This is a genomic window from Nostoc sp., from assembly GCF_036917135.1.
Classification (GTDB): Bacteria; Cyanobacteriota; Cyanobacteriia; order Cyanobacteriales; family Nostocaceae; genus Nostoc.
In genome coordinates this window covers 100,164-121,484 of record NZ_JBALEA010000025.1, presented here as the reverse complement: position 1 = coordinate 121,484, position 21,321 = coordinate 100,164, and the positions used below count along the sequence as shown (strand labels likewise).

Genomic DNA, 21,321 nt, shown 5'->3' with positions numbered 1-21,321 from the left:
TCTTCTCCCTGCTCCCTGCTCCCTCATCTCCCTCATCTCCCCATTCCCCATTCCCTATTCGCCACTCCCCTCCCGTACTTTTGTTTTTGAATTATGAATTGACATGAAGCCCACCATAGTTAGCAGCGATAAGACCGACGGGACAAAGGGCACCCAAGCACCCGAAATTAACAGACCAAAGCAAACTAAATACAAAACGCTAGAGGTAACACCAACTGCCAATGCCAACCAGGGTAACGAAAGTCTGCGCCAAGCCAGGACTCCTCCTACTAAAGACCAGCCCCAAATCCAGACCACCTCAACCCACAGTAACCAAACCCGCAGCAATGGCCGCCCATCCTGGACAGCACTGAGGATCTGGCTGATCATGTGCGCTTGTACTAACACTCCTGGCATTTGCTCATCTAAAAAAGCGCCATAGGGTGTCGGCCAGGTGTCTGGAGAATCCCCCTTTGCTACCACACCAATTAAAATAATCCGGTCTTTGATCGCGTTGGGGTTAACCGGACTAGATAAAAATTCGGTTAGCTTCACCTGTTCGGCGATCTCTTTTGAGGAACGGTAGTTGAGCAAGATTTGACCGCCATTGGGATCAATATTTTGATAGCCGCCAGTATGAGATTTCAGATTCCCAAAAATAGTTTTACCTAGCTGCAAATTACCTTCAGGGGTGAACTTGGTTTGAATTCCTAAAGGGCGCAGATAGAGGGAAGCTAGTTGTACACTGAAGGAATATGGAGCCGGACACAATGATGTCGCCTCTTGGTTCATGAACAAAAGATGCCGACGAATAACTCCATCGCGATCGTGAATAAAGTCGCTGAATCCCAAGTTTTCTGTGGGGATTTCTGGCGGTGGCTTAATACCTTTGATATTTTCTGTGCGATCGCTCCCCTTGCATACACCAATCAAGTTCTGAGTTTGCTGGAGACGAGTAATTAAATCTGGCTCTTTGGCGGTAAAATCACGGTAGACATCTAAACCGATGGCACGGGGTTGATATTGATTCAGTTTTGCTAAGAGTTTGTTGAGAGATTTTTCGGAAATGGAAGCTCCGATTAAATACTCGCCATTTTGTCTTTGAGTTGCCAAATCATCATCGTCAATTGTGATGATCAACAGGCGCGGATCAAGTTTCTCTCCAGGGCGCGATCGCATCATCAGGTCAAAGGCTTGAATTTCTGGATTTTCCAGCCATCCCACCAATCTCACCCCACAAACCAAGGCTGTAATTGCCAAGCTGGATAACAAAATTCTCTGAAATCTGGGTCTGCTAGACAAAGCTAAATTCGGTGGATCTTCATTTTTGACAAACCTTAATTCATCCCAAGTGGGCGGTATCTGCGCGGGATTTTGGCAAATCACTGGTAGCCAAGTTGCACAAGGAAATCGATCCTCAAGTCCTTGCAAGCGTTCCCGCCCTTGGCGTACCGCTTGATATAAAGACTCGCTACCGGCAAAGCCTTCAAGAAAATACTTTAAAAACTCTTTTGCAACCAGGTCTGGCACTGGTTCGCGCATGACGATCATTTGAGGAATTTGCAAATCAGCCAATTCTCGCGCCAATCCCAATCCATCACAGGAGTTGAATATAGCTAACTGCAACCCGTTTTCAATGGCTTTCCTGAGAGCATATTTTAACTCGCTAATAGTCAGACTATCAGTTTTATTTAGGTAAATTCGTCCACTTTCTGTATTTCTGTTACTAGAACTGTGTCCAGCAAAGAAGAGAATATCCCAGTTTTTTCCCCAAAGATGGTCAGTCAATTCCTTACGTTGTGGTTCTACCAGAAAGCTAACGTCTGCGTTACTACATCGTTGCAGTAAAGCTTGATCGGCTTGAGTGTCAATTCCTTGACTATTGCCGACAATTGCCAAAATGTTGACTAGTTTATTAGGAATGCGTGGCTTGTGAATGCGATCGTAGGATGGTGAAGCCAGGGCAATTTCCGCTTTTGGATAGCGTTCTAACAAGTCCCACAGATGCCAGGGTAATAGCTGCAATTGGCTATTTTCTGTTTGCAAAATTACCCGGATTTCTTCCGTAGAGGACAATCTTTCTAACCATTTTTCCCTCAAAGGGCGAAACTCTTCTGACCGCAGCCAGGTATTAAAGCGTGCCCGCAAAATATGGGAAGCGTTTTCGCAGTCTTGAATCATCGATACATTCGTCACCTGCATTTGGTCAGCATGGAGGCGATAACGATTGCCCATCTGCCGATAACTAGACTGCCAATGACTATAGTAAAGCGGCATTTCCGGGAATGAAGGTAACTTCCCCGTGATTTCTGTTGCAGCCCGCTCGGATTCTTCACCAATTTGGAGGTTGACAGCAAACCCCTGCTCAAAACTACCCTCTGCGAATTTCAGAACCACTAACTTACCCATGACCGTCGCTATGCCCCTGTGCAAAATCATGCCCTGTTCTCATGTCTGATCAGCAAATTTTAGATTTTAAATAATGGAATTGAAGATTCAAAATCCAAAATTTAATTACTTTTCCTTGACTTGATTGTTAGAGTCAATCTAAAATCTAAAATTGTTTTGACAAGCTCGACAAGCGTCTACAGACTTTTTTCAAAATCTCCAAAAGCAGACTTGAATTTTTAATTTCTAATTAACCAATTACTACGTAATAAATTACCGACAAAGAGGGAAAATAGCTACATATTTCAAATTCGGAAATGTTCGGTAATGCTGGTATTATCCAAGGCTACCCTAACGCTAAATTGCTCTGTGGGTTCGCCACGAAACTGTAACTGAATGTAGTTGTCCGATTTTCGAGATTGAGCGTCTAGAAATACTGCTCCTGAACTATCTAAAACGGTGAGATGAACTCCTAGCGGTAAATAGATTTGATTCCCAGTGGCGTGTAATTGCAGATGAATACTGGTTTGTTGATCTTTTTCGGGATTGATTTCCACAATCAACATCACAGGTTGATTGAGAATTTGGATACCCAAATCAATCAGTTTTGCCCGTTTAGTAATTGATTCTGGTCGGTTGAGGGCATCTAGTTCCAAAGTTTCAGTACTGCGAAAGGCATAAGTTGGTCTGAGTTCCGGCACATTCCACAGGGATTCAATAGTCTCCCAGCCCGTCTCAAATATACCAGCAAACCACTGACTCAAATTCACTATTGAACTAACTGGAGATTGGCGCAGTTGCCACAGGTGGTCGATAAATGCTTCTAATGGTTGCAATTGCGCTAAAGGCAGTGTTTCAGTTGTGATACTTGGGATAAAACCAAGCAGCCGAGCTTCTTGGAGCGATTCATCAAATTCAACTACTAAATAACCCACCCGTTCTTCCCATGTTTCTGGAGGAATGGAACATATCTGCTGATGCAGATGGACAGGGCGACATTCCAGACGACCAATTGAGGGTATGTCTAAGTCAGCTATATTTCCACAAAGGCGCATGATAGGGTTCCAGCTGTCACTAGCTTGAAGATCAGTAGGAATATCCATCATTTGTAAGTAGTCATTCACCACCGATACAGCCAGAGTATTCAGTCGGACTTGCTCTGCTTTTTGAGAATTTGGCTGCTGACTAGCAAATTTCTGGGCAATTCTCCGAGCTGATTGGGAAATCGGCAATGTTAAAGCGAAGTCGTCTAGCTGATAGGTGGAGTTATTCATAATTCAATTCCTACTGATCAATGCTGCTATGTACATATCACCCGCATTCACTAAATTTATGCCACAAAATTGAATACTGGGGATTGGGGATTGGGGATTGGGGACTGGGGATTGGGGATTGGGAAAAATATCCTATAAAATTGATGGATTGTATATTGAGATGATATGGGAGATAGAGGTTTTGAGTCTTTAGACTTCTATCAAGAGAGCCTCAAGCTGCTAAAAGCGGCTTATCGATTGGCAGATAGGTTACCAACTTTTGAGCGTTACAATTTGAGCGATCAATTACGAAGATCCGCTTGCAGTGTTTTGCTGAACATAGCTGAGGGCTATGGACGTTATCATTATCTAGATAGATTGCGTTTTATGTACATTGCTCGTGGCTCATTAACTGAGACTAAAAGCGCCTTCATCATTGCTGAAAGCCTGGGGTACTGCAATGCAGAACAATTACACTGGGTTAGTCAGCTTAAAGACCAGATTGAAAAAGGTCTTAACGGTTACTGTCGTTTCATTCGTTCCCAGCAACAAGGTAAAGAAGAGTACGGTACTCGATTAGGTGATTGGTGATTAGGTATTGGCAGATTTGAAGTTCTGAGCTAGATAAACGAGTCCCCAGTCCCCAGTCCCCAGTCCCCAATCCCCAGTCCCCAGTCCCCAGTCCCCAATCCCCAGTCCCCAATCCCCAATTTACAACCAATTACCAATCAATACATAGGCAGACCAAAAGCTTGGTGCATGATAGTTGGGATGTTTCAGCAGCTTTAGCTGGGCACGGTGGACTGCTTGGGCTTTGGTGATTTTGCCACTCTTGAGTTCTCGATAGAAGGCACTCACAAACATCGCTGTCGATTCATCATCTATTTGCCATAGGGAAGCGATGGTACTACGTGCCCCAGCCCGTACTGCTGCCCCTGCTAGACCGAGTGCTGCACGGTTGTCTCCGGCGGCTGTCTGGCAAGCACTTAAAACTAATAGTTCTACTACGGTTTTACCCTGACTGCGGAAGAGATTATCAAAATCTTTGACATTGATTTGACCATCGAAATCTAAAATAAAAGTGTCTTCAAGGCGGGAACTAAACTGTCCGTGGGTTGCTAAATGCACTATGTTGAATGAAGCAGCAGCAATTTCACTCTCTAAATTCTTTTTCTTAAAATCCCCATCTAGTAGACGAGTTGTGGATACTCCGGCTTTGGTAATGCCGTCGAATTCAGATTTGATCCCAAGCAATGGCCCATAGCTGGCAAATCTTGGCGGGGGCTGAGTTAATCCTGCGGTTAGCGCTCTTAACTGCTGTTGCACCAGTGGTTTCGGGTTGAGGAGTTGCAGCCCTACGCTGAGAGCGATCGCATATTTTTCTACCAAGTATTGTTTACCATCATAGAGAGCTGCCATTGGTAAATTGCGTAACGCGCCATCCAGAACGAAAACTAGGGTGTCAACGCCACTTGTTTCCAATTGTGACTCAATGGGTTTGAGCAGCCAGTTGTAAACTTCTTGGGATTGAGTTTGGACAATCTTGGTAGCGGTGGGATTGACAAGATTTCTTCGCAGTTCTACTAAGAGTTTTTCTACTTCTGGTTGGGAAATCTCAGTCTTGTAGCTTCGCAGAGGTTGTTTGGGAATTTTGACAATTACCTGGAGTTCGTCAGGAAGAATAATCGGATAAAGGATGGCAGCCTGGGAATTATCTTGGTCTACCATTTGATCGAGGGCTACTTTCTGACCTTGCAAACAAGCTTCCTGGAAAAAGTCGTCCAATTCTGCTAGTTGGAGTGCTTCAATCCGTTCGCGGGCTTTCTCCAATATTTTTTCATCTGGTTTTCCTTGTTGGGATTGCAGCAGTAATTCTACTGACTGGCGATAGACGGGTTCGACGCTATCCCGAAAGTTGAATTGCACATCCTGGTTCACTACATCTTTATTCACTACTAAATCTCTGCGGAGAGACTTGAGAGTGTTTACAGCAGCATCATAAGCCGCGATCGCACCATTAATATCTTTTTTTGCTTTGAGCAATCTACCTAACTGCCATTCTAAGCTATAGGTAATTTCTGGTGCATTGCTGCTCTGTGCCAAGGCTAATCCTTGTCGGGTCAGGTCTTGCGCCTCTGACCACTGTCTGGTTTCTTCGTACAAGCCGCCTAAACTTTTCAGAGCATAAGCCTCTGCCCGCTTGTCCCCTAAACTGCGCGATTGCTGGATGGCACTAGCGAGTAATAGTGCTGAGTCTTTGGTGCTGAATCCTGAGTAATAATTCTGACTAGATGCTTGGAAATTACCACTCTTGACTTTTGCTAAACTTTGTGAAAAGTTAACTTGAGCATAGATACTCCCACGGCTGAGGGGGAGTTGGTCGAGTTGGGACTTAATCAACGGCAAGAGAGTTTGAACCTCTGCCGATTGTTGGTCTTCAATGAGTAGTCCCAGTTGATTCAGTTGCGCTTGGACTTTTGTCAGGGGTGAGGGAGATGCCGTGACTGTTTGTTGATAATAGGCGATCGCTTGTTGTTTTTCCTGTTGTTTACGGGCATTATTTCCCAAGCTGAAGAGACTCGCCGCAATATCCGCGTTTGATTGCAGATTTCGAGCAATCATCAGACTTTCTTTTAGGGCTTGGCGTGAGTTTTCCAAATCGCCCAATACCAAAAGGGCATCACCGAGCGATCGCAAACTCACTGTCTTTTCTCTGGAATCTGGTTGAGATTTTAAGGTCTGACTTACCTGTTCGAGTATTTTGACAGACCGGGGGTAAAATCCTTGAGTTTGCCACGCCTGGGCTTGATTGATTAGCGATCGCACCACGCCACTTTGATTATCTGTTTGCTTGTAAATTTTTTCTGTCTGTTGCCAAGTTGCTAAAGCCGCCTCAGCTTCTCCCATTGACAATTGCAGACGACCTTGAATGTCTAGTGATTGGGCAAATATTTGCAGATTTTGGTTTTCATTTTCTCCTTTGAGCAAATTTAAGCTTTCTGTAATTGCTTGCTGCGCCTGACTCCATGCACCGAGTTGCTGGTAAGCTAGGGAAAGATTACTTAGTGTCGCTGCCAGTCTGCGGCTATCCCCTTGCTGCTTATATTCCTTCACAGCCTGTTGTAACAACTCTACAGCTTTGGCAAAGTTTCCCGCACTGTATAAAATTTTGCCCTGTTCTAGTAGTGAGGCAGGATCAACCGCCACCGCCAGGGATGTAAAACTGTTTATTGGCAGTTGAGATAATAAATTGATTGAGCCAGAAACTTTTGCCAGCACAGGTGAACCGAGAATGCATAGCAAAGCGATCAGGAAGTACAAAAGCAAACGTAAAAGGTGAACCAATGCGGTGAATATGTGCGTCGGGCGGGTGCCAAAAATCCTAGTTGTTTTAGCCTTGACACTCAAAAGTTGTTTCGGGCGTGGACTTTCCCCCAGTCCGGGGGTAGGTTTTTAAATCTTGTACTGATGAGGTTATTTTATCATAACCTAAGAGGTTGTTTGAAAAGTCCTCTTGTCGGTATCAAAAGTTTTAGACCCCCCTAAATCCATGCCAGTTGATGCCAGTCCGCTCAAGTCGGGAAACCCGCCCACACAGCTGGCTCCTCTACTTGGGGAGACACGCCAGATCCTCCACTTGGGGAAACCCCTCTGAGCGACTGGCTCCCCAAGACCGCAGTGGCTCCCCTTAAAAAAGGGGGACTTTGATTCCGGTTCCCCCCTTTTTAAGGGGGGATAGGGGGGATCTCAAGGTGCTTAAAGCCACAGGGAAACACTTTTCAAACAACCTCTAAGCCGCAATCGCCTTTTGCCGCTTTCAGTTCCGCAAACAACATAAGGGACTTCCAAATAAAAAAATACCCAAAAAACTGGTGAAAAAACTCCCTCCTCCTTATTCCTCTGTGTCTCTGTGGTTCGTTTATTTGGGTAATTTATTTCTTGGAAGTCCCTAAGTGAACCAGCAATTGTTGGTAGTGTTCGGCGGGGGACATAGCTCTTTCTTTTTAAAGCAGGGAATGGTTACAACAATCCCTCCAACTGTGCGAATTTACGCAAACGCGGTAGACATTGGCGCTGATAAAAACTGCTTAATGTCGGAATTGACAGCCCAAATTCCTCAGATAATTCTTTCCAGCTAACTTCTGGGGGTAAGCGTTTGAGAATTAACACCTGACAATTCACATCTGGATGCCCTTTAATGTAAGTACCGCGCAATTCTCCATCAGAATCAGTCTGCACCCATATCTCCAAATCTTCTAGAATTGCAGGTACTTGGGGGCTAGCCGGGAGATTCTCTACAGGGTCAATGGTTTCACTTGTTCTACCCGATGTAGACTGACGAATTTTCAGAGAGACTGTTGTGGCTTTTTCCCGGTTTTGGTTAATGTAAAAGTCTTGTAGTCTCCGTTTTAGGTAAGCATTCAGCCAGGTGATGACACTGCCATAAGTAGAGTCATAGATTTGACCTGTCAAACCTTCACAAACATTACGACAAAAATACAACCAAGTTTGTTGTAGTGCATCTTGATAGTAGGGAGTATTTTCTCTCCAAAGTCTACTTGCACTCAAGCGAATAATTTGCGTGAGCAGCTTCTGACGCTGAGGGCTTCCAGGTCGGTGCCCACAGGCTTCTTTAACTAAGCAGCGTAGCTGTTCATCGAATTGAACCATGACAATCTTGGCGAAGAAAGCAAGAATATCTTAGTATTGCGTATAACAACACCCAAAGAATTACCTTTCGTCACGATGTTGGGGATTGGGGAGTGGAGATAAGGGAGATGAGGAAGAATTTTTGACAATGCCCAGTCCCTAGTCCCCAGTCCCCAGCGATGCACTGAGCTTGTCGAAGTGTCCCCAGTCCCCAATCCCCAATCCCCTCAATACAATCCCAGCCAGGACATGAAATTTTCCCACCAAGAATATCTCAAATTCCCGACACTCAGCTTCATTTTGTTGCGAATGTCTTGGATTTTCCAATTGGTTAGTTTAGCTAGAGTTTGCGCCTCTTGTTCAAAACGCTTAGGTAAAGACCGCTTATATTCTCTACCCGCCTGACATTTAAGTTCCCCTTGGAACGGATGTTGCAAAACATAACGCCCTTGGAAAGATTCACTGTTAGCAGTTTGTTGAAATATCAAGTCTTCAGGGAATTTGTCACGGGTGTAGCGGACATGCAACCGAGAGATGAAAACGCTATTTCTAGGAAAGGAGCGACGAAAGCTTGGGGATACTGGCAGATTATTTCCAGAATTATCATCTAGCCAAAATACGCCTGCTTCCTTGAGTTCTTCTGGAGTTAGAGGATCGGCAGAACAGGGATCGCAACTACTCATGTCCCAAGCGTATTCTAAAAAACCAACTTTCCGATCTTCTTTAGTGTAGCTAGTTTGAAACATGGATTTGTAGAATTCCCCAAATTCATCTTTGACAAACAAGGGAATGTTTGCGTCGGAGGGAATTTTCACCGTCCGATAGTTAGTGATTTCTGCCTGTCCTTGGGGTGAAAGAATATAGACTATGAGATCCTGCTCTGTCGTAGCATTGATCATGCCCAAACGAATTGGCAGCATGAATTTAGGTGACTGGTAGGAAATTTGTAGCGGACGGAGGAACTGATAGCCAGATTGCTCAAATTTATCTAAGTTAACTTTGGCAACAAAAAACTTCATTGAGGAGCGAATATAAGGTTGAAGTAACTGTTTCGCACCTCTGGGAATTTTGTAGCCACTGCGTTTTAGCCAAGTTTCCAATCCGCCAGATTCTTTCGCACTAAGGATTACAATGTCGTATTCGCCCACGTTGAAACGTGCTTCGACTGTTACCCCCAAACTGCGATCGCTCCTTGCATTCCGCGCCTCACTTCTCGCTGCGGCTGGCGCTGGTACTGCACCCATCCCATCGGTATTACCTATTGGGGCACAGGGATCTGAGTCAAAATATTCTACCAATCGCGGCGCACTAAAAGCATCTAGGCGTTCAATAATCTTTGGTTCAGTTACGTGAACTTGCTCTTTTTGTAATACCGTTGGTACAGGTATTACTATCGCAAAATCTTTGACTTCGCCTTGAAAGTCATTTGCCATTGTTAGGACAGTGCGATCGCCATCCCGTGCGATCGCCACCTGAGAAGCTTTGTTATATAGTTTTGTATCAGCCTTGGCTACATAAAATCCACAAAATGCCCAAGCTGCCGGTGCAAAGCACAAAACAGCTACAATTGCTAACAATAATGGCGTTAAAAGTCGGAAAAATCTCATTTTTTATCCTCTACTTTTTTAGTAATGAGTGCTGAGTTAGCAGTACTACCCCATCCCCCTCATCCCCCTCATCCCAACCAAACCTCGGCGCTAACCAAAGAACATCTATCAAGATGCTCAACGGTGCAAGGGCAAACAGCGCCCAGAATACTGCTGTGGAAACAAAGAAATAATTTCGCAGGATAAAGGTTAATCCGGCGATGCAGGTTGCCCAAACTACACGCCCAATTCGGGAATTGGGAATCGATCGCGGATCTGTAATCATAAATAAGGCGAACAGCAGCAAAGATCCGCTCATCAATCTATGCCAGTAAACATCCCAAGTCCAACCCAGCCAGAGGTTGCGAATGGCTTCTAGCAAGGAGTAGGAACCCAAAAAAGCTGCTGTGGTGTCCCAACGCCCAACGCGCTGCAAAATCATGCCGCCAGTACCGACAAATAATAGCCCATACCACCACTCTTCACCCCATTGTCCCGGCGAAACCCAAGCATCGGGGGTGAAAATCAAGGCAGAAATGATGCCAAAATTGGCGGGATTGAAGAAATGCTTATCGCCAACTTGAAAAATAAATTTGCTAGCGATCGCCATTGCTGCGGCTATTGCCATTGTCGTCCAGTGATCAGCCCGCAACAATAAACTGAGTCCCAGTGAGGTAATTAAAGCACTACGGAGATTTGGGCTTTGTCCTTTGTTCTTTGCTAATGACCAATGACTAATGACAAATGACAAGATCCATTGAGTTGCTAGACTTGTGGCGATCGCTACCCCAATTAACTCTGGTCGCAGCGTCCAATCTCGTGTACCGATTCCCAAGACTAGGAATAAGCCCAGAAATAGAATTTGATAATCTCGTATATCTTTGAGCAACATTACCCTTTTATTCAGGGATTCCCCCTAGATTTGTCATTAATCTAGACGAGTGTTAGCTCAAATAGTATTGCTGTTACAAATTTTGTTACAAAGCGTCCCCACTCTCCACGTTTTCTTAGTAAAACGGAGAGAGGTTTAGTATACAAGTATCTCATACCAATTCTATATTGCAGATGGCGCTGTTTCTCTCACCATAGGCGATCGCCGAATATAGCGGTTCCCATTCAGATGCGGTACAACATTACATTACATCACGAAATGTAGGGGGACGGCAATGCCGTGCCCCTACGGATGTACCTCATGTAAACGAGAACCGCTATATTTGGCACGGTTTATAATCGGCTTTTTTGCAGTTCGCTACATATAGCAGGTAATGCTATTGGAATTTCGATTGCAAATTCTGTTCCATAAGCAAGTTCAGACTTTAGCTGGATATTGCCATGATGTTTCTCAATAATTTGATGGCTAATTGCTAAACCTAGTCCCGTTCCTTTGTTGATAGGTTTAGTTGTAAAAAAAGGATCAAATATCTTGCTTTGAATCTCGGAATCTATTCCATTACCGTTATCTCTGAATGTAATTATGACTGTTGACAATTCAGTTACTTCAGTTTTAATCACAATTTGCTTTTCGATCTGATTATCTAGCTCTAGTAAAGCATCAATGCCATTACTAAGGATATTCATAAATACTTGGTTTAGTTGTGCTGGATAACATTGAACTGGTGGGAGATTACCATATTTTTTAATAATTTCAATTTTTGGTTGTAGCCGATGATTTAAAAGTAATAAAGTACTTTCGATACCTTCATGAATATTAACAGCTTTTTTTTCTGACTGATCAAGTCGAGAAAAATTTCTTAGGGATAGTACAATGTCACGAATACGATCAGTCCCTATCCTCATAGATGAAAGAATTTTTGGTAAATCATCAATGATGAAATCAACATTAAAGTCACCAAACTTGTCGGCAAATAAAGAATACAACTCTGGATGTTTTTCTTGATATAGTTCGATTAAATTTAAAAGACAGTTTACATGATTATTAAGATGATTTAAATTGCCATGAATAAAATTAACAGGATTATTAATTTCGTGGGCTAAACCTGCGACCATTCGACCCAAACTAGACATTTTCTCAGTCTGGATCAATTGAACTTGGGTGGTTTGTAATTCCCGTAACGTATGTTCTAACTGTTGTGCTTGAAGTTGAGCAGTGGCAGTAGCAGTAATGAGTGCTTTGAGATTATTGTATGCTTTGGAATGATAACGAATGCGGGCAATTAACTCAACTGCATCGGGTAACTTAATTAGGTAGTCATTTGCACCCTCAGCAAAGGCATCGGCTTTCAACTTTGCTTCTTCTTTACTAGATAGCATGACGATAGGGACATCACGAGTTACTGGATGAGAACGGAACCAACGCAGCAATATTAATCCATCGATCTCTGGCATGATCATATCCAAGAAGATCACCGTTGGTGCAATGGCGATTGCATCTTGAATAGCTTTAGCTGGATTACTTGTGTAGTGAAGGGAAATATCTGCTTCTGTCGCAATAATCCGACGGAAAGCTTCGCTAATAATTACCTGATCGTCAATTAGCAAAAGCTTCACTGCGGATGTTTTAGAATCCAGAATAAATGGCACGGCTTCTGGGGTTTGTGGTTCATTCCACTTCACTGATAATCTTTTTTTATCTTGAGATATTTGTAAGAGTGCTGTTTCTTGCAGATTCATTTAGCACCTTTATTTAAATGGTGTTGGTATAATTACAAACTAATAACGGGCATTATTATTTTATGATGTCGCAATTATTTTCAGATCATTAATTCACCATTAATAGGAATTTCAAACACTTTCTAAAGGTATCTCGATCATCTTATTTGAATTTATAGTAATTGATTATACTATAAACTTTTATAGTAATTATAACTAATTCATAGAGTATATTTTATTATTTATAACTAAGTATTTTGCCGTAAGTGAGTTAGAGCAAGCCTAATAACAACCGGGACTTGGGTATGGGATATTGGGAAATAGATAATTCTCCGCTTTTCGTTAAAGATTTAAAACTCTCCGCGTCCCCTTCTGCATCTTTATGTCAACGTTAACTCGGCAATTTTGAGTTCGGTGAAAACTTCATACAGGCTGATGCGATCGCTTCAACTGGCAAAACCTCCACAACAGATCCTAATTCCACTGCTACTTTCGGCATACCATAGACAGCGCAAGTTTTGCGGTCTTGGGCAATAGTCTGCCAACCTTCTTGGCGCAATCGTTTTAAGCCTTGAGCGCCATCTTGACCCATCCCCGTTAGCAACACTCCAACTCCCTTGCCAGTCCAATTTTTAGCCACACTCGTGAAGAAAACATCGATTGAACGATGGGAGGAAAAATTTAGTGGTTCTTTGTCATAGCGAAGGGTGAGGTTGGGACGCATCACCAAATGATGATTTGTGTCGGCAACAAGAATTTTACCAGGCTGTGGTAAGGTATCAGCGATCGCTAGTTGTACAGGCATAGGAATTTGCTCGTTTAACCAGGCGGCAAAACCTTGGACAAATTGGGCATCTATATGCTGGACAATTACCACAGCCGCCGGAAAATCTTGGGGAAATTGGGAGAGAATAGTTGTCAATGCTTGGGGGCCACCAGTGGAAGCGCCCATGACAATTAGGGGTGGAAGTGATAGCGATCGCTGATGTGAAGATTTACCAATTAAGCGAGCGATCGTGGCAATTTTATTTAGTAGCCCATCATCACCTAAGATTAGCGTGTTGATGGCATCCAAGGCTCCATAGCCCATTGCTTCAAAAATCTTGGCTGCATAGTGATTAACGCTAGCTGTTACCATCACAATAGCGCAGGGAGATTGGCTCATGATATGCCGTGTAGCTTCTACTCCATCCATGCTAGGCATCAGCACATCCATCAAAATCAAGTCGGGAGTATCAGCCGCACACTTGCTCACAGCTTCCGCGCCATCGTAGGCAACCCACGCCAGCTTGTAGTTTGGTACTTTTTCCACAACCCGCCGCAGTGCCTCTACAGCTATGAACATATCGTTAGCGATCGCAATTCTCACAGGTTATGGCATTTCTCCAAAATACACCAGATTAACAATTCAAAATTCACGCAGTAAAATCCTCCTGCCTCCTTCAAGCCTCTCCAATTAAATCAATCACCGCCTTTAATAGAGTGTCATCATGAAAGCTGCTTTTAGTTAAGTAGTAGTCTGCACCAGCTTCTAACCCTTGCAGTCGGTCTTCTTGGCGATCTTTGTAAGAAACGATAATCACGGGTGTTTGCTTCAACTTGGTATGAGTTTTGATCTGGCTGGTGAGTTCAAAGCCGTTCATTCGGGGCATATCAATATCTGTCACCACTAAGTCATAATTGCCGCTACGGACTGCATTCCAACCATCAATGCCATTAACAGCCACTTCAGCTTTGTAACCATTGTTTTCCAGGAGTTTGCGCTCCATTTCGCGCACAGTGATCGAATCATCTACTACTAACACTCGCTTGTAAGTTTTGGTAACTGCTTGATCAGCCGACTGATTTACTTGAGAAATTTGTCCATTGGAAAACACCTTAGCAATGGAACGTACCAAATCTTCGACATCGACAATCAACACTGGCGAACCATCATCCATGAGGGCACTGGCGCTAATGTTTGGGACTTTACCAAGGCGGGGATCTAGAGGTCGGACAACCAAATTGGACTCACCCAGAAACCGATCTACAACTAGTCCATAACGGTTGAGGCGATCGCTAATCACAATCACTGACAGCGATTCTATATTCACCGCAGGCGAGGGTAACTCTAAAACTTGACTTGCCAAAATCAACTCTATAGGTTGATTATTCATTAGGAAAAATGGACGATTTACCGATACAGCAATATTAGACCTAGACAAGATCGCTACCTGTTCAATGCGTGTCAGCCCAAAGGCATAAGGTTCACCGGCAATTTCTACCAACAGGGTACGAATCACAGATAGTGTTAGCGGTAACTGCAAGTAAAAAGTCATACCCTTTCCCAACACAGAAACCGCCCGCAGCGTTCCGCCAACTTCCCGCACTGTACTATGGGCTATATCCAGCCCCACACCTCGACCCGAAATTTCGGTGACAGTCTCGGTTGTGGAGAAACCAGGTAAAAACAGGAACTCCATTAACTCGACTTCGGTAAGTTGGGCTGCTATTTCTGGGTTCGTCAGTTGTTTAGTGATGACTGCTTGACGCAAAAACTCGATATCGATTCCCCGTCCATCATCTGCAACAGTGATAAACAGCATTCCGGCACGATGGGCAACTTCAATGCGAATAATTCCTTCTTCTGGCTTTCCTGCTGCTAGACGCTCCTGGGGCAGTTCAATGCCATGATCGATTGCATTCCGCAGGATATGAGTCAATGGAGCTTCGAGGCGTTCTAGAATATCTCGATCTACCAAAGTAGACTTACCGGCGATCTCCAATTTCACCCGTTTACCCAATTGTCTTGCTAAGTCCCGTACCATTCGCGGAAATCCCTGTCCCCGATCAGCAAAGGAACACATTCGGGTAGCAATGACTTCCTGATATAGGCGCTGGGCAAGGTTAGCAGAACGCTGAGAAAATTGTTCTAGTTCGTTTTGGCGATCGCTCATCATCTGGTAACATTCGTTAGCTTTTTGATGAGCTGCACTCAAGGTTTCTTTAATTTGCCGATCCAGATGAGAGTTGCCCAATAACTCCTGTAACTTCTCCAGTAGGTTAGACAATTCTCCCTGATTGCTTCTCAGTTTGAGCAAAGAGTTAGCAAATGGTTCTAACAAGTTCGCCTCAACTAAAGACTCTCCTGCTAAACCCATCAAGCGATTGAGATTGTCAGTACTCATTCGCACTGCCCGATTTTGGGTGATGCCTAGTTCTTCTAGTGGGGATGGGGAAATAAGGGTTGTGTGTTGGTTCTCTTCTAACTGCGCTGTTGTCAGCAGGGGATGAATTTCTGTAGAGGTTGCCTCTGGAGTTAGGATATTAGCGATCGCACTCACTAACGATTGAATGCCGATATCTTCTAAAATCTGCAAATTTGGGTTGGCTGTAACTGTTTGGGCTAGATGCAGGAGCATATCTACCCCTTGCAGCAACACATCAATGTGAGCCGCAGTTAAGGTAACTTTTCCCTCCTGAGCCGCCACAAAGCAGTCTTCCATGACATGGGCAAGGTTGACAGCCGGATCAATTTGGACAATTCTAGCAGCGCCTTTGATGCAATGGGCTGCCCGCATTAAGGCTGCCAGTTCTGTTTGGGGATCGGGTTTCGTCTCCAGTGCCAACAGGCAATCATTTAACACCACAACTTGAGTTTTGACTTCCATGTTGAATAAATCCAGCAAGGAAAGATTGCTGACATCAAATTCTTCTAACATCACAGCATCTTCCTAGCTAAGGTGGTGAATAACAATTCATCATCTAAATAGCTGACACTGTGCCAGCGCGCCATTGGTGATCCCGCAGGTTGCCATTGGAATAATCCTTTAGTATAGGATTGAGTCAGACTCTTGGGCGGCTCTTGTAACTCATCCTGGTGAAATCGGTGTACTCCATAAAGTTCATCTACACCAAAAACCCAAGTGTTACCTGCCTTTTCCAGAACTACCATCCGCGAATACACCACAGGAGTTAGCGTTTGTACTGGTGTATCGGCAACTTCCAGATTCAGCAGATGACTCAAAGAGATGCACAATCGCAATTCGCCTCGGATATTCACCAATCCCCGCAAGATTTGGTTGCTGCGATGCGGTAGGATATGAACCACGCTCGGAGGGGAAATTTCTTTGAAGATTTGGGCAGAAAGTGCTAGCCATTCCCGTTGCAGACGAAAAATTACCACCGTCAGAGTTTGAGTAGTGGGTAAAGTATGGGATATCTGGGAATTTTCATCGACTCTAGATTTAGCTAGTAATTGAGTCCACTCTTGCCGATAATCTTCAGGTATAGAGCGCTCTAGTAAATAGCGTCCAGCAGTAGAGTAAACAGGGCAATTGCGGCAATGGGTATAGGTGGCTAATTGGGGACAGGAGCGATCGCCCTCAATGCCGATAAAATTCCAACAACGTTCAATATTTAAGGGACTTGCGATCGGGTTCATAAAGGTTGCTCAAGAGAGTTGGTGAATTAGAGGTATAGCGTCTTCTGTTTTCACCTGAAAGCGGGCAATCTCTTGACGCAATCCCTGGGCCACTTGGTTAAGTTGGGCTATGGCATGATTAATTTCCCGCAAGGAATCCGTAGTTTGCACAGAGGTGCTGCTTAACTGCACCATCGCCTCACTAATTTGTTGCGCTCCCACAGATTGGGTTTCCATACCCTGGTTGACAAACTCAAATCGCGGATTCAGGTCTTGCACTTGCTGGATTATTTGCCCAACCTGTGTATTGATGTTGCCAACATCTTCTATACTCCGCCCTACTTCTGCGGCAAACTTGTCCATCTCCATTACACCTGTAGAGACTGACGATTGCATCTGCTTCACCATCTGCTCAATGTCGAGAGTAGCAACGGCGGTTTGATCTGCTAGTCGGCGAATTTCTCTCGCAACTACAGCAAAGCCCAAGCCATACTCTCCAGCTTTTTCGGCTTCGATCGCCGCATTTAAAGATAGCAGATTCGTTTGGTCTGCCACCTTGGTAATTGTGACAACAATAGTATTAATGTTGTTTGCCTTTTCGCTAATTACTCCCAGTCGGGCAGCGATCGCATTAGTGGCTTCTGCTAACTGCCGCATGGTGGTTTCCATCCGCACTATGTCTTTTTGACTATCATTCGCTGCTGTCGTCGTGATTTGGGAAATGGTCGCAACTTGTTCCATTGCACTTACTAATTCCCTAGAGGTGGCGGAAATTTCTTTGCTAGCAGCAGTTACCTCATTAGTAGAAGCTATCTGCTCCGTGAGCGTCCCTTCTAATTGTTTACCCGAAGCTGCTATTTGAGTAGCTGAGGTAGTCACTTGAATGCCTGAATGCTGTACTTGACGAATCAGAGTGTTGAGACTCTGGGTCATGGTTTGGAAAGCACTTAAAAGTCTATTCATTTCATCTTTGCTGTTGGGGTCAGCCTTGACCTGAGTTGTTAAGTTCCCCCTAGAAATTTGCTCTGCAAGCCCAACGACACCCATAATCTGACTAATAATCTGCGATGCAACTTGCCGAGCGATTACAACCCCCAAAATAATCGCAGTTGTGGGGCCAATGAAAATTCCTACACAAATCCAGAAAATGCTGCGAGCTACATTCTGTTCGACTTCTTTTTGTAAATCTGATATGTAACCTTCATTAAGTTTTAAAAGTTTGCCTGCTTGCTCATCAGTTATTTTAAATAACGGCTCCTCCTTATTTGCGCCATCAGAATCCATGCGATCGCGTAATCCAAGAGCCATTTGAATAGTGGCAAACTCCGGTGATTTTTCTTTTCCTTGACGGATTAATGCAATTTGTTTTTTCCAAGGATTGCGAGCATTAAGTTGATTGAACTGTTGCTCAATATCTAACAATTTCTCATGGGCTTGCTTCCAGACATCCAGTTGGTCTTTAAGTAAGTCATACTCTTTTTTTTCTTGTTCGGTTAATGGCGTTGCTTCGTACTGTTTAATCCCTTCGTTAATCTGTTTCCAAGCATCCTGGATTTGAGTTATTGCACCCTGTCTTTCAGTAACAGTTACTTCAGGATCAAATAGTAACCGTTCTGCCGATTGGATTTGTGTCTGACCTTCGTTAATCTTCCATATCCCGGATACACTGGGGATGTTATCCTTCTCTAGTATGTTAATGTACTGATTTAACTCGTTGGTGGTGAACCATCCCAGCAAGGCCATTATGAGTACGATCAGTCCCATGAATAAAAATGAACTGATCAATCGTGTTTGCAAGGTCATATTCTTGAACATTGGATATCCTACTGTTTCTCTGCTGGTGTAAAACGCGTTCAGTTATTACAATTCCCAAATCACAAACAAAATGAACATAAGGAATACAAAAGCTAGCACTGGAGATATAAATTAGTGTTGATGTTACTTCTCAACATTGGGAATGAGCGATATGCCATAGAAAGCCGACAGGTTGTAGAAGTAATACCACTGGTTGTGCTTAAAACTTTGCCCCACCAGCCTGAGTATATAACTGGTGTTTTTAACTACCGGGGACGCATTGTACCAGTAATGGATTTATGTCAGTTGATGCGTGGCAAACCCTCAGATGAGTACTTGAGTACTAGGATTGTACTAGTCAATTATTGGGGAAATAATAAAACAGAACTTCAGGCACCCTATATTTTGGGTTTAATGACAGAACAAGTTGTGGAAACATTAGACAAGTCTGAGTCTGAATTTGTTGATCCAAATATCCAGATAGATACAGCGCCATATTTGGGCAAAATGATTGTAGATGACCAAGGGATGATTCAGTGTCTTCGCATTGAGTACTTGTTGTCAGAAGCACAGCCAGTCAATCTCTTGCCAGAAAGTCATGACAATACTGGATTTTAGAGTGGTCTGAAGACTCAATAAATGGCACAATCTGTGATTGAAGCTTTATTAAGAAGCAAGATTGGTTTAGATGCAAATTCTATTGGTGCTGATGCGATCGCTAGTGCTATTTATCAACGCATGGCAGATTGTGGCATTACGGATATTACTAACTATCTAGGAAAATTGCAGGCATCTACCCAAGAATGGGAAACACTGATTGACAGCGTAATTGTTCCAGAAACTTGGTTTTTCCGAGAACCAGAGTCCTTTGTATTTCTGAAGCATTACGTATTATCTGAGTGGTTGCCAAAAAATCCACAAGGCGTACTGCGGGTTTTGAGTGTACCATGTGCAACAGGTGAGGAACCATATTCCATTGCGATCGCTCTCTTGGAAGCAGGATTGAACCCTACAAACATTTACATCGATGCTGTTGATATTAGCAAAAAGTGCCTGTTAAAAGCCCAAGGAGCAATCTACAATCAATACTCGTTTCGTAGCAATAGCCGATCCTTTCAAGAGCGCTATTTTCAGGCAACTGAGGCAGGATACCACCTGTGTAAACAGGTGAAATATATGGTGAATTTTATTAATGGCAACTTGGCAGATCGGGATTTTCTAGCTGACACGCCGCTTTATGATGTAGTGTTTTGCCGTAATCTGCTGATTTACTTCGATCTGATAACAAAAGAGCGCACCATTCAAGTCCTAGAAAGGTTGCTAAAGCCAGAAGGCTTGTTATTTGTTGGACACGCAGAAGCTTGGTTATTGTTTAAAACTCAATTGCTCTCAGTTCGCCAACATTCAGTAGTTGCTCATCGAAAGTCGAAAGCGTGCGAAAATATAAGCAAAAATCATCATCCCAATCTTCAGAGACAAGGCTTCACAGGCAAAAATATAGATATTCTCAACAGGCGACAGCTACCGGAAAAAAACCATTCTAAGTTGGTAACACAAGAAAGATTAAATCTTACTCCCCAGAATCTCAGATCGCCAATAGACCTCAAGGTAAATTTGTTAGAGACAGCTAGAGCTTTAGCTGATCAAGGTCGGTTGAATGAAGCGCTTAAACTATGCAACAACTATCTCAAGCAAAATCAGGTGAGTACTGAAGCATATCTTTTACTAGGTCAGGTGCAGCAAGCGATGGCACAAAATGACCAGGCCGCACAATCTTTTCAAAAAGCAATTTATTTACAACCTACTCACGAAGAGGCGCTGACTCATCTGGCATTACTCAAAGAACATCAAGGAGATATGGATAGTGCTAATCTTCTCTGGCAACGAATTTACCGATTAAGAAAGGGGTAAATGTTCGTCAAATCCATGATTTAACATTGCACCAGATAAACCCAAAATGCAACTAGCTCCCCTGTTCCCAATTTTATATCGCATTCTCCAGCCAAGTTTTCCCAACTGCCTTTGGCGGGGAAATTCTCATGGTAAAGCGATCGCCCTCACATTCGATGATGGGCCACATCCGCAATACACACCCGAAGTCTTGGCTGTATTAGATCGTTACAACATTACAGCGAGTTTTTTTTGGTTGGGTGTTTGCGTCAACCGTTCACCAGCCATTGCTAAAGCCGTTAGCGATCGCAGACACTGGATCGGATTGCATGGTTACGATCATCGCTCTTTCCCCATGCTTTCCCCAAATGACTTGAAGGAAACTTTAGAAAAAACCCAAGCTGCCATTTACAACGCCTGCAACCTGCAACCTGAACAAGTGCGAGATGTCCGCCCCCCCAATGGTTTATTTACACCTGCGACTTTAAAATTGTTCTTTCAGTGGAATTACCGCCCAGTGATGTGGAGCGTTGTACCAGAAGACTGGGTACGCCCAGGCATTACGACTGTGGTAGAGCGAGTTATGCAGCAGGTCAAAAATGGTTCGCTAATTGTTTTACATGATGGTGCTTGCGGTGGAGAAGATGTTGCTGCCACAATCCAAATTCTTATTCCACAACTGCTACAACAAGGTTATGAGTTTGTAACTGTTGATACCCTGTGGGAGCAAGCTAAGGCTAACCATTGACTGTTACATATTTTAAAAATA

Annotated in this window: 15 protein-coding genes; 4 read left to right on the top strand and 11 right to left on the bottom strand. The window is 43.7% G+C overall.

Annotated features, from left to right (window positions below):
* Positions 1 to 54 precede the first annotated feature (54 nt).
* Both V7K50_RS07325 and V7K50_RS07320 read right to left on the bottom strand, forming a co-directional pair.
* Complete coding sequence (locus tag V7K50_RS07325) at positions 55 to 2,388, bottom strand: CHASE2 domain-containing protein (protein WP_334958679.1); 2,334 nt, start codon at positions 2,386 to 2,388, stop codon at positions 55 to 57.
* 284 nt (positions 2,389 to 2,672) lie between these two features.
* The gene (locus V7K50_RS07320; protein ID WP_334958591.1) at positions 2,673 to 3,641 is read right to left on the bottom strand and encodes a DUF1822 family protein; all 969 of its coding nucleotides are present in this window, start codon (positions 3,639 to 3,641) and stop codon (positions 2,673 to 2,675) included.
* A gap of 165 nt (positions 3,642 to 3,806) precedes the next feature.
* On the opposite strand from V7K50_RS07320, the gene V7K50_RS07315 reads away from it, so the two are divergent.
* Positions 3,807 to 4,211, top strand: a complete 405-nt coding sequence (locus tag V7K50_RS07315) for a four helix bundle protein (protein WP_334958589.1) — start codon at positions 3,807 to 3,809, stop codon at positions 4,209 to 4,211.
* Between the two features lie 120 nt (positions 4,212 to 4,331).
* Here the strand turns inward: V7K50_RS07315 and V7K50_RS07310 are convergent, their stop codons facing one another.
* From V7K50_RS07310 to V7K50_RS07270, 9 genes are all read right to left on the bottom strand, one after another.
* A complete protein-coding gene (locus V7K50_RS07310) occupies positions 4,332 to 6,965 on the bottom strand; it encodes a CHAT domain-containing protein (RefSeq protein ID WP_334958587.1) in 2,634 nt (877 codons plus the stop codon).
* Between the two features lie 675 nt (positions 6,966 to 7,640).
* Positions 7,641 to 8,291 carry a sigma-70 family RNA polymerase sigma factor gene (locus V7K50_RS07305; RefSeq protein ID WP_334958585.1) on the bottom strand — a complete coding sequence of 217 codons (651 nt, stop codon included), beginning with the start codon at positions 8,289 to 8,291 and terminating at the stop codon, positions 7,641 to 7,643.
* Between the two features lie 206 nt (positions 8,292 to 8,497).
* Positions 8,498 to 9,877: a DUF2330 domain-containing protein gene (locus V7K50_RS07300; protein WP_334958583.1), complete on the bottom strand. Its 1,380-nt coding sequence runs from the start codon at positions 9,875 to 9,877 to the stop codon at positions 8,498 to 8,500.
* A gap of 10 nt (positions 9,878 to 9,887) precedes the next feature.
* Positions 9,888 to 10,748 carry an RnfABCDGE type electron transport complex subunit D gene (locus V7K50_RS07295; protein WP_334958582.1) on the bottom strand — a complete coding sequence of 287 codons (861 nt, stop codon included), beginning with the start codon at positions 10,746 to 10,748 and terminating at the stop codon, positions 9,888 to 9,890.
* Positions 10,749 to 11,080: 332 nt separating this feature from the next.
* Positions 11,081 to 12,487 (bottom strand): ATP-binding protein, encoded by a 1,407-nt coding sequence (locus V7K50_RS07290; RefSeq protein ID WP_334958580.1) that lies wholly within the window; start codon positions 12,485 to 12,487, stop codon positions 11,081 to 11,083.
* 370 nt (positions 12,488 to 12,857) lie between these two features.
* A complete protein-coding gene (locus V7K50_RS07285; RefSeq protein ID WP_334958578.1) occupies positions 12,858 to 13,835 on the bottom strand; it encodes a chemotaxis response regulator protein-glutamate methylesterase in 978 nt (325 codons plus the stop codon).
* A gap of 73 nt (positions 13,836 to 13,908) precedes the next feature.
* On the bottom strand, positions 13,909 to 16,167 hold the full coding sequence (locus tag V7K50_RS07280; RefSeq protein WP_334958576.1) for a hybrid sensor histidine kinase/response regulator: 2,259 nt from the start codon (positions 16,165 to 16,167) through the stop codon (positions 13,909 to 13,911).
* On the bottom strand, positions 16,167 to 16,889 hold the full coding sequence (locus V7K50_RS07275; RefSeq protein WP_334958574.1) for a chemotaxis protein CheW: 723 nt from the start codon (positions 16,887 to 16,889) through the stop codon (positions 16,167 to 16,169). Before V7K50_RS07275 ends, V7K50_RS07280 begins: the two co-directional genes overlap by 1 nt.
* Before the next feature lie 9 nt (positions 16,890 to 16,898).
* Positions 16,899 to 18,683 carry a methyl-accepting chemotaxis protein gene (locus V7K50_RS07270; RefSeq protein ID WP_334958572.1) on the bottom strand — a complete coding sequence of 595 codons (1,785 nt, stop codon included), beginning with the start codon at positions 18,681 to 18,683 and terminating at the stop codon, positions 16,899 to 16,901.
* Positions 18,684 to 18,803: 120 nt separating this feature from the next.
* On the opposite strand from V7K50_RS07270, the gene V7K50_RS07265 reads away from it, so the two are divergent.
* From V7K50_RS07265 to V7K50_RS07255, 3 genes are read left to right on the top strand one after another with little or no spacing between them, the layout of a single operon-like run.
* A complete protein-coding gene (locus tag V7K50_RS07265; RefSeq protein WP_334958677.1) occupies positions 18,804 to 19,280 on the top strand; it encodes a chemotaxis protein CheW in 477 nt (158 codons plus the stop codon).
* Between the two features lie 21 nt (positions 19,281 to 19,301).
* Positions 19,302 to 20,573 (top strand): CheR family methyltransferase, encoded by a 1,272-nt coding sequence (locus V7K50_RS07260; protein WP_334958570.1) that lies wholly within the window; start codon positions 19,302 to 19,304, stop codon positions 20,571 to 20,573.
* Positions 20,574 to 20,619: 46 nt separating this feature from the next.
* Positions 20,620 to 21,300, top strand: a complete 681-nt coding sequence (locus tag V7K50_RS07255; RefSeq protein WP_334958568.1) for a polysaccharide deacetylase family protein — start codon at positions 20,620 to 20,622, stop codon at positions 21,298 to 21,300.
* Positions 21,301 to 21,321: the final 21 nt, after the last annotated feature.

Bases quoted from the DNA above. Each gene is read 5' to 3' on its own strand.
- V7K50_RS07325 (WP_334958679.1), bottom strand. From the start codon at position 2,388: ATGGGTAAGTTAGTGGTTCTGAAATTCGCAGAGGGTAGTTTTGAGCAG.
- V7K50_RS07320 (WP_334958591.1), bottom strand. From the start codon at position 3,641: ATGAATAACTCCACCTATCAGCTAGACGACTTCGCTTTAACATTGCCG.
- V7K50_RS07315 (WP_334958589.1), top strand. From the start codon at position 3,807: ATGGGAGATAGAGGTTTTGAGTCTTTAGACTTCTATCAAGAGAGCCTC.
- V7K50_RS07305 (WP_334958585.1), bottom strand. From the start codon at position 8,291: ATGGTTCAATTCGATGAACAGCTACGCTGCTTAGTTAAAGAAGCCTGT.
- V7K50_RS07300 (WP_334958583.1), bottom strand. From the start codon at position 9,877: ATGAGATTTTTCCGACTTTTAACGCCATTATTGTTAGCAATTGTAGCT.
- V7K50_RS07295 (WP_334958582.1), bottom strand. From the start codon at position 10,748: ATGTTGCTCAAAGATATACGAGATTATCAAATTCTATTTCTGGGCTTA.
- V7K50_RS07290 (WP_334958580.1), bottom strand. From the start codon at position 12,487: ATGAATCTGCAAGAAACAGCACTCTTACAAATATCTCAAGATAAAAAA.
- V7K50_RS07280 (WP_334958576.1), bottom strand. From the start codon at position 16,167: ATGTTAGAAGAATTTGATGTCAGCAATCTTTCCTTGCTGGATTTATTC.
- V7K50_RS07275 (WP_334958574.1), bottom strand. From the start codon at position 16,889: ATGAACCCGATCGCAAGTCCCTTAAATATTGAACGTTGTTGGAATTTT.
- V7K50_RS07270 (WP_334958572.1), bottom strand. From the start codon at position 18,683: ATGTTCAAGAATATGACCTTGCAAACACGATTGATCAGTTCATTTTTA.
- V7K50_RS07265 (WP_334958677.1), top strand. From the start codon at position 18,804: ATGTTACTTCTCAACATTGGGAATGAGCGATATGCCATAGAAAGCCGA.
- V7K50_RS07260 (WP_334958570.1), top strand. From the start codon at position 19,302: ATGGCACAATCTGTGATTGAAGCTTTATTAAGAAGCAAGATTGGTTTA.
- V7K50_RS07255 (WP_334958568.1), top strand. From the start codon at position 20,620: ATGCAACTAGCTCCCCTGTTCCCAATTTTATATCGCATTCTCCAGCCA.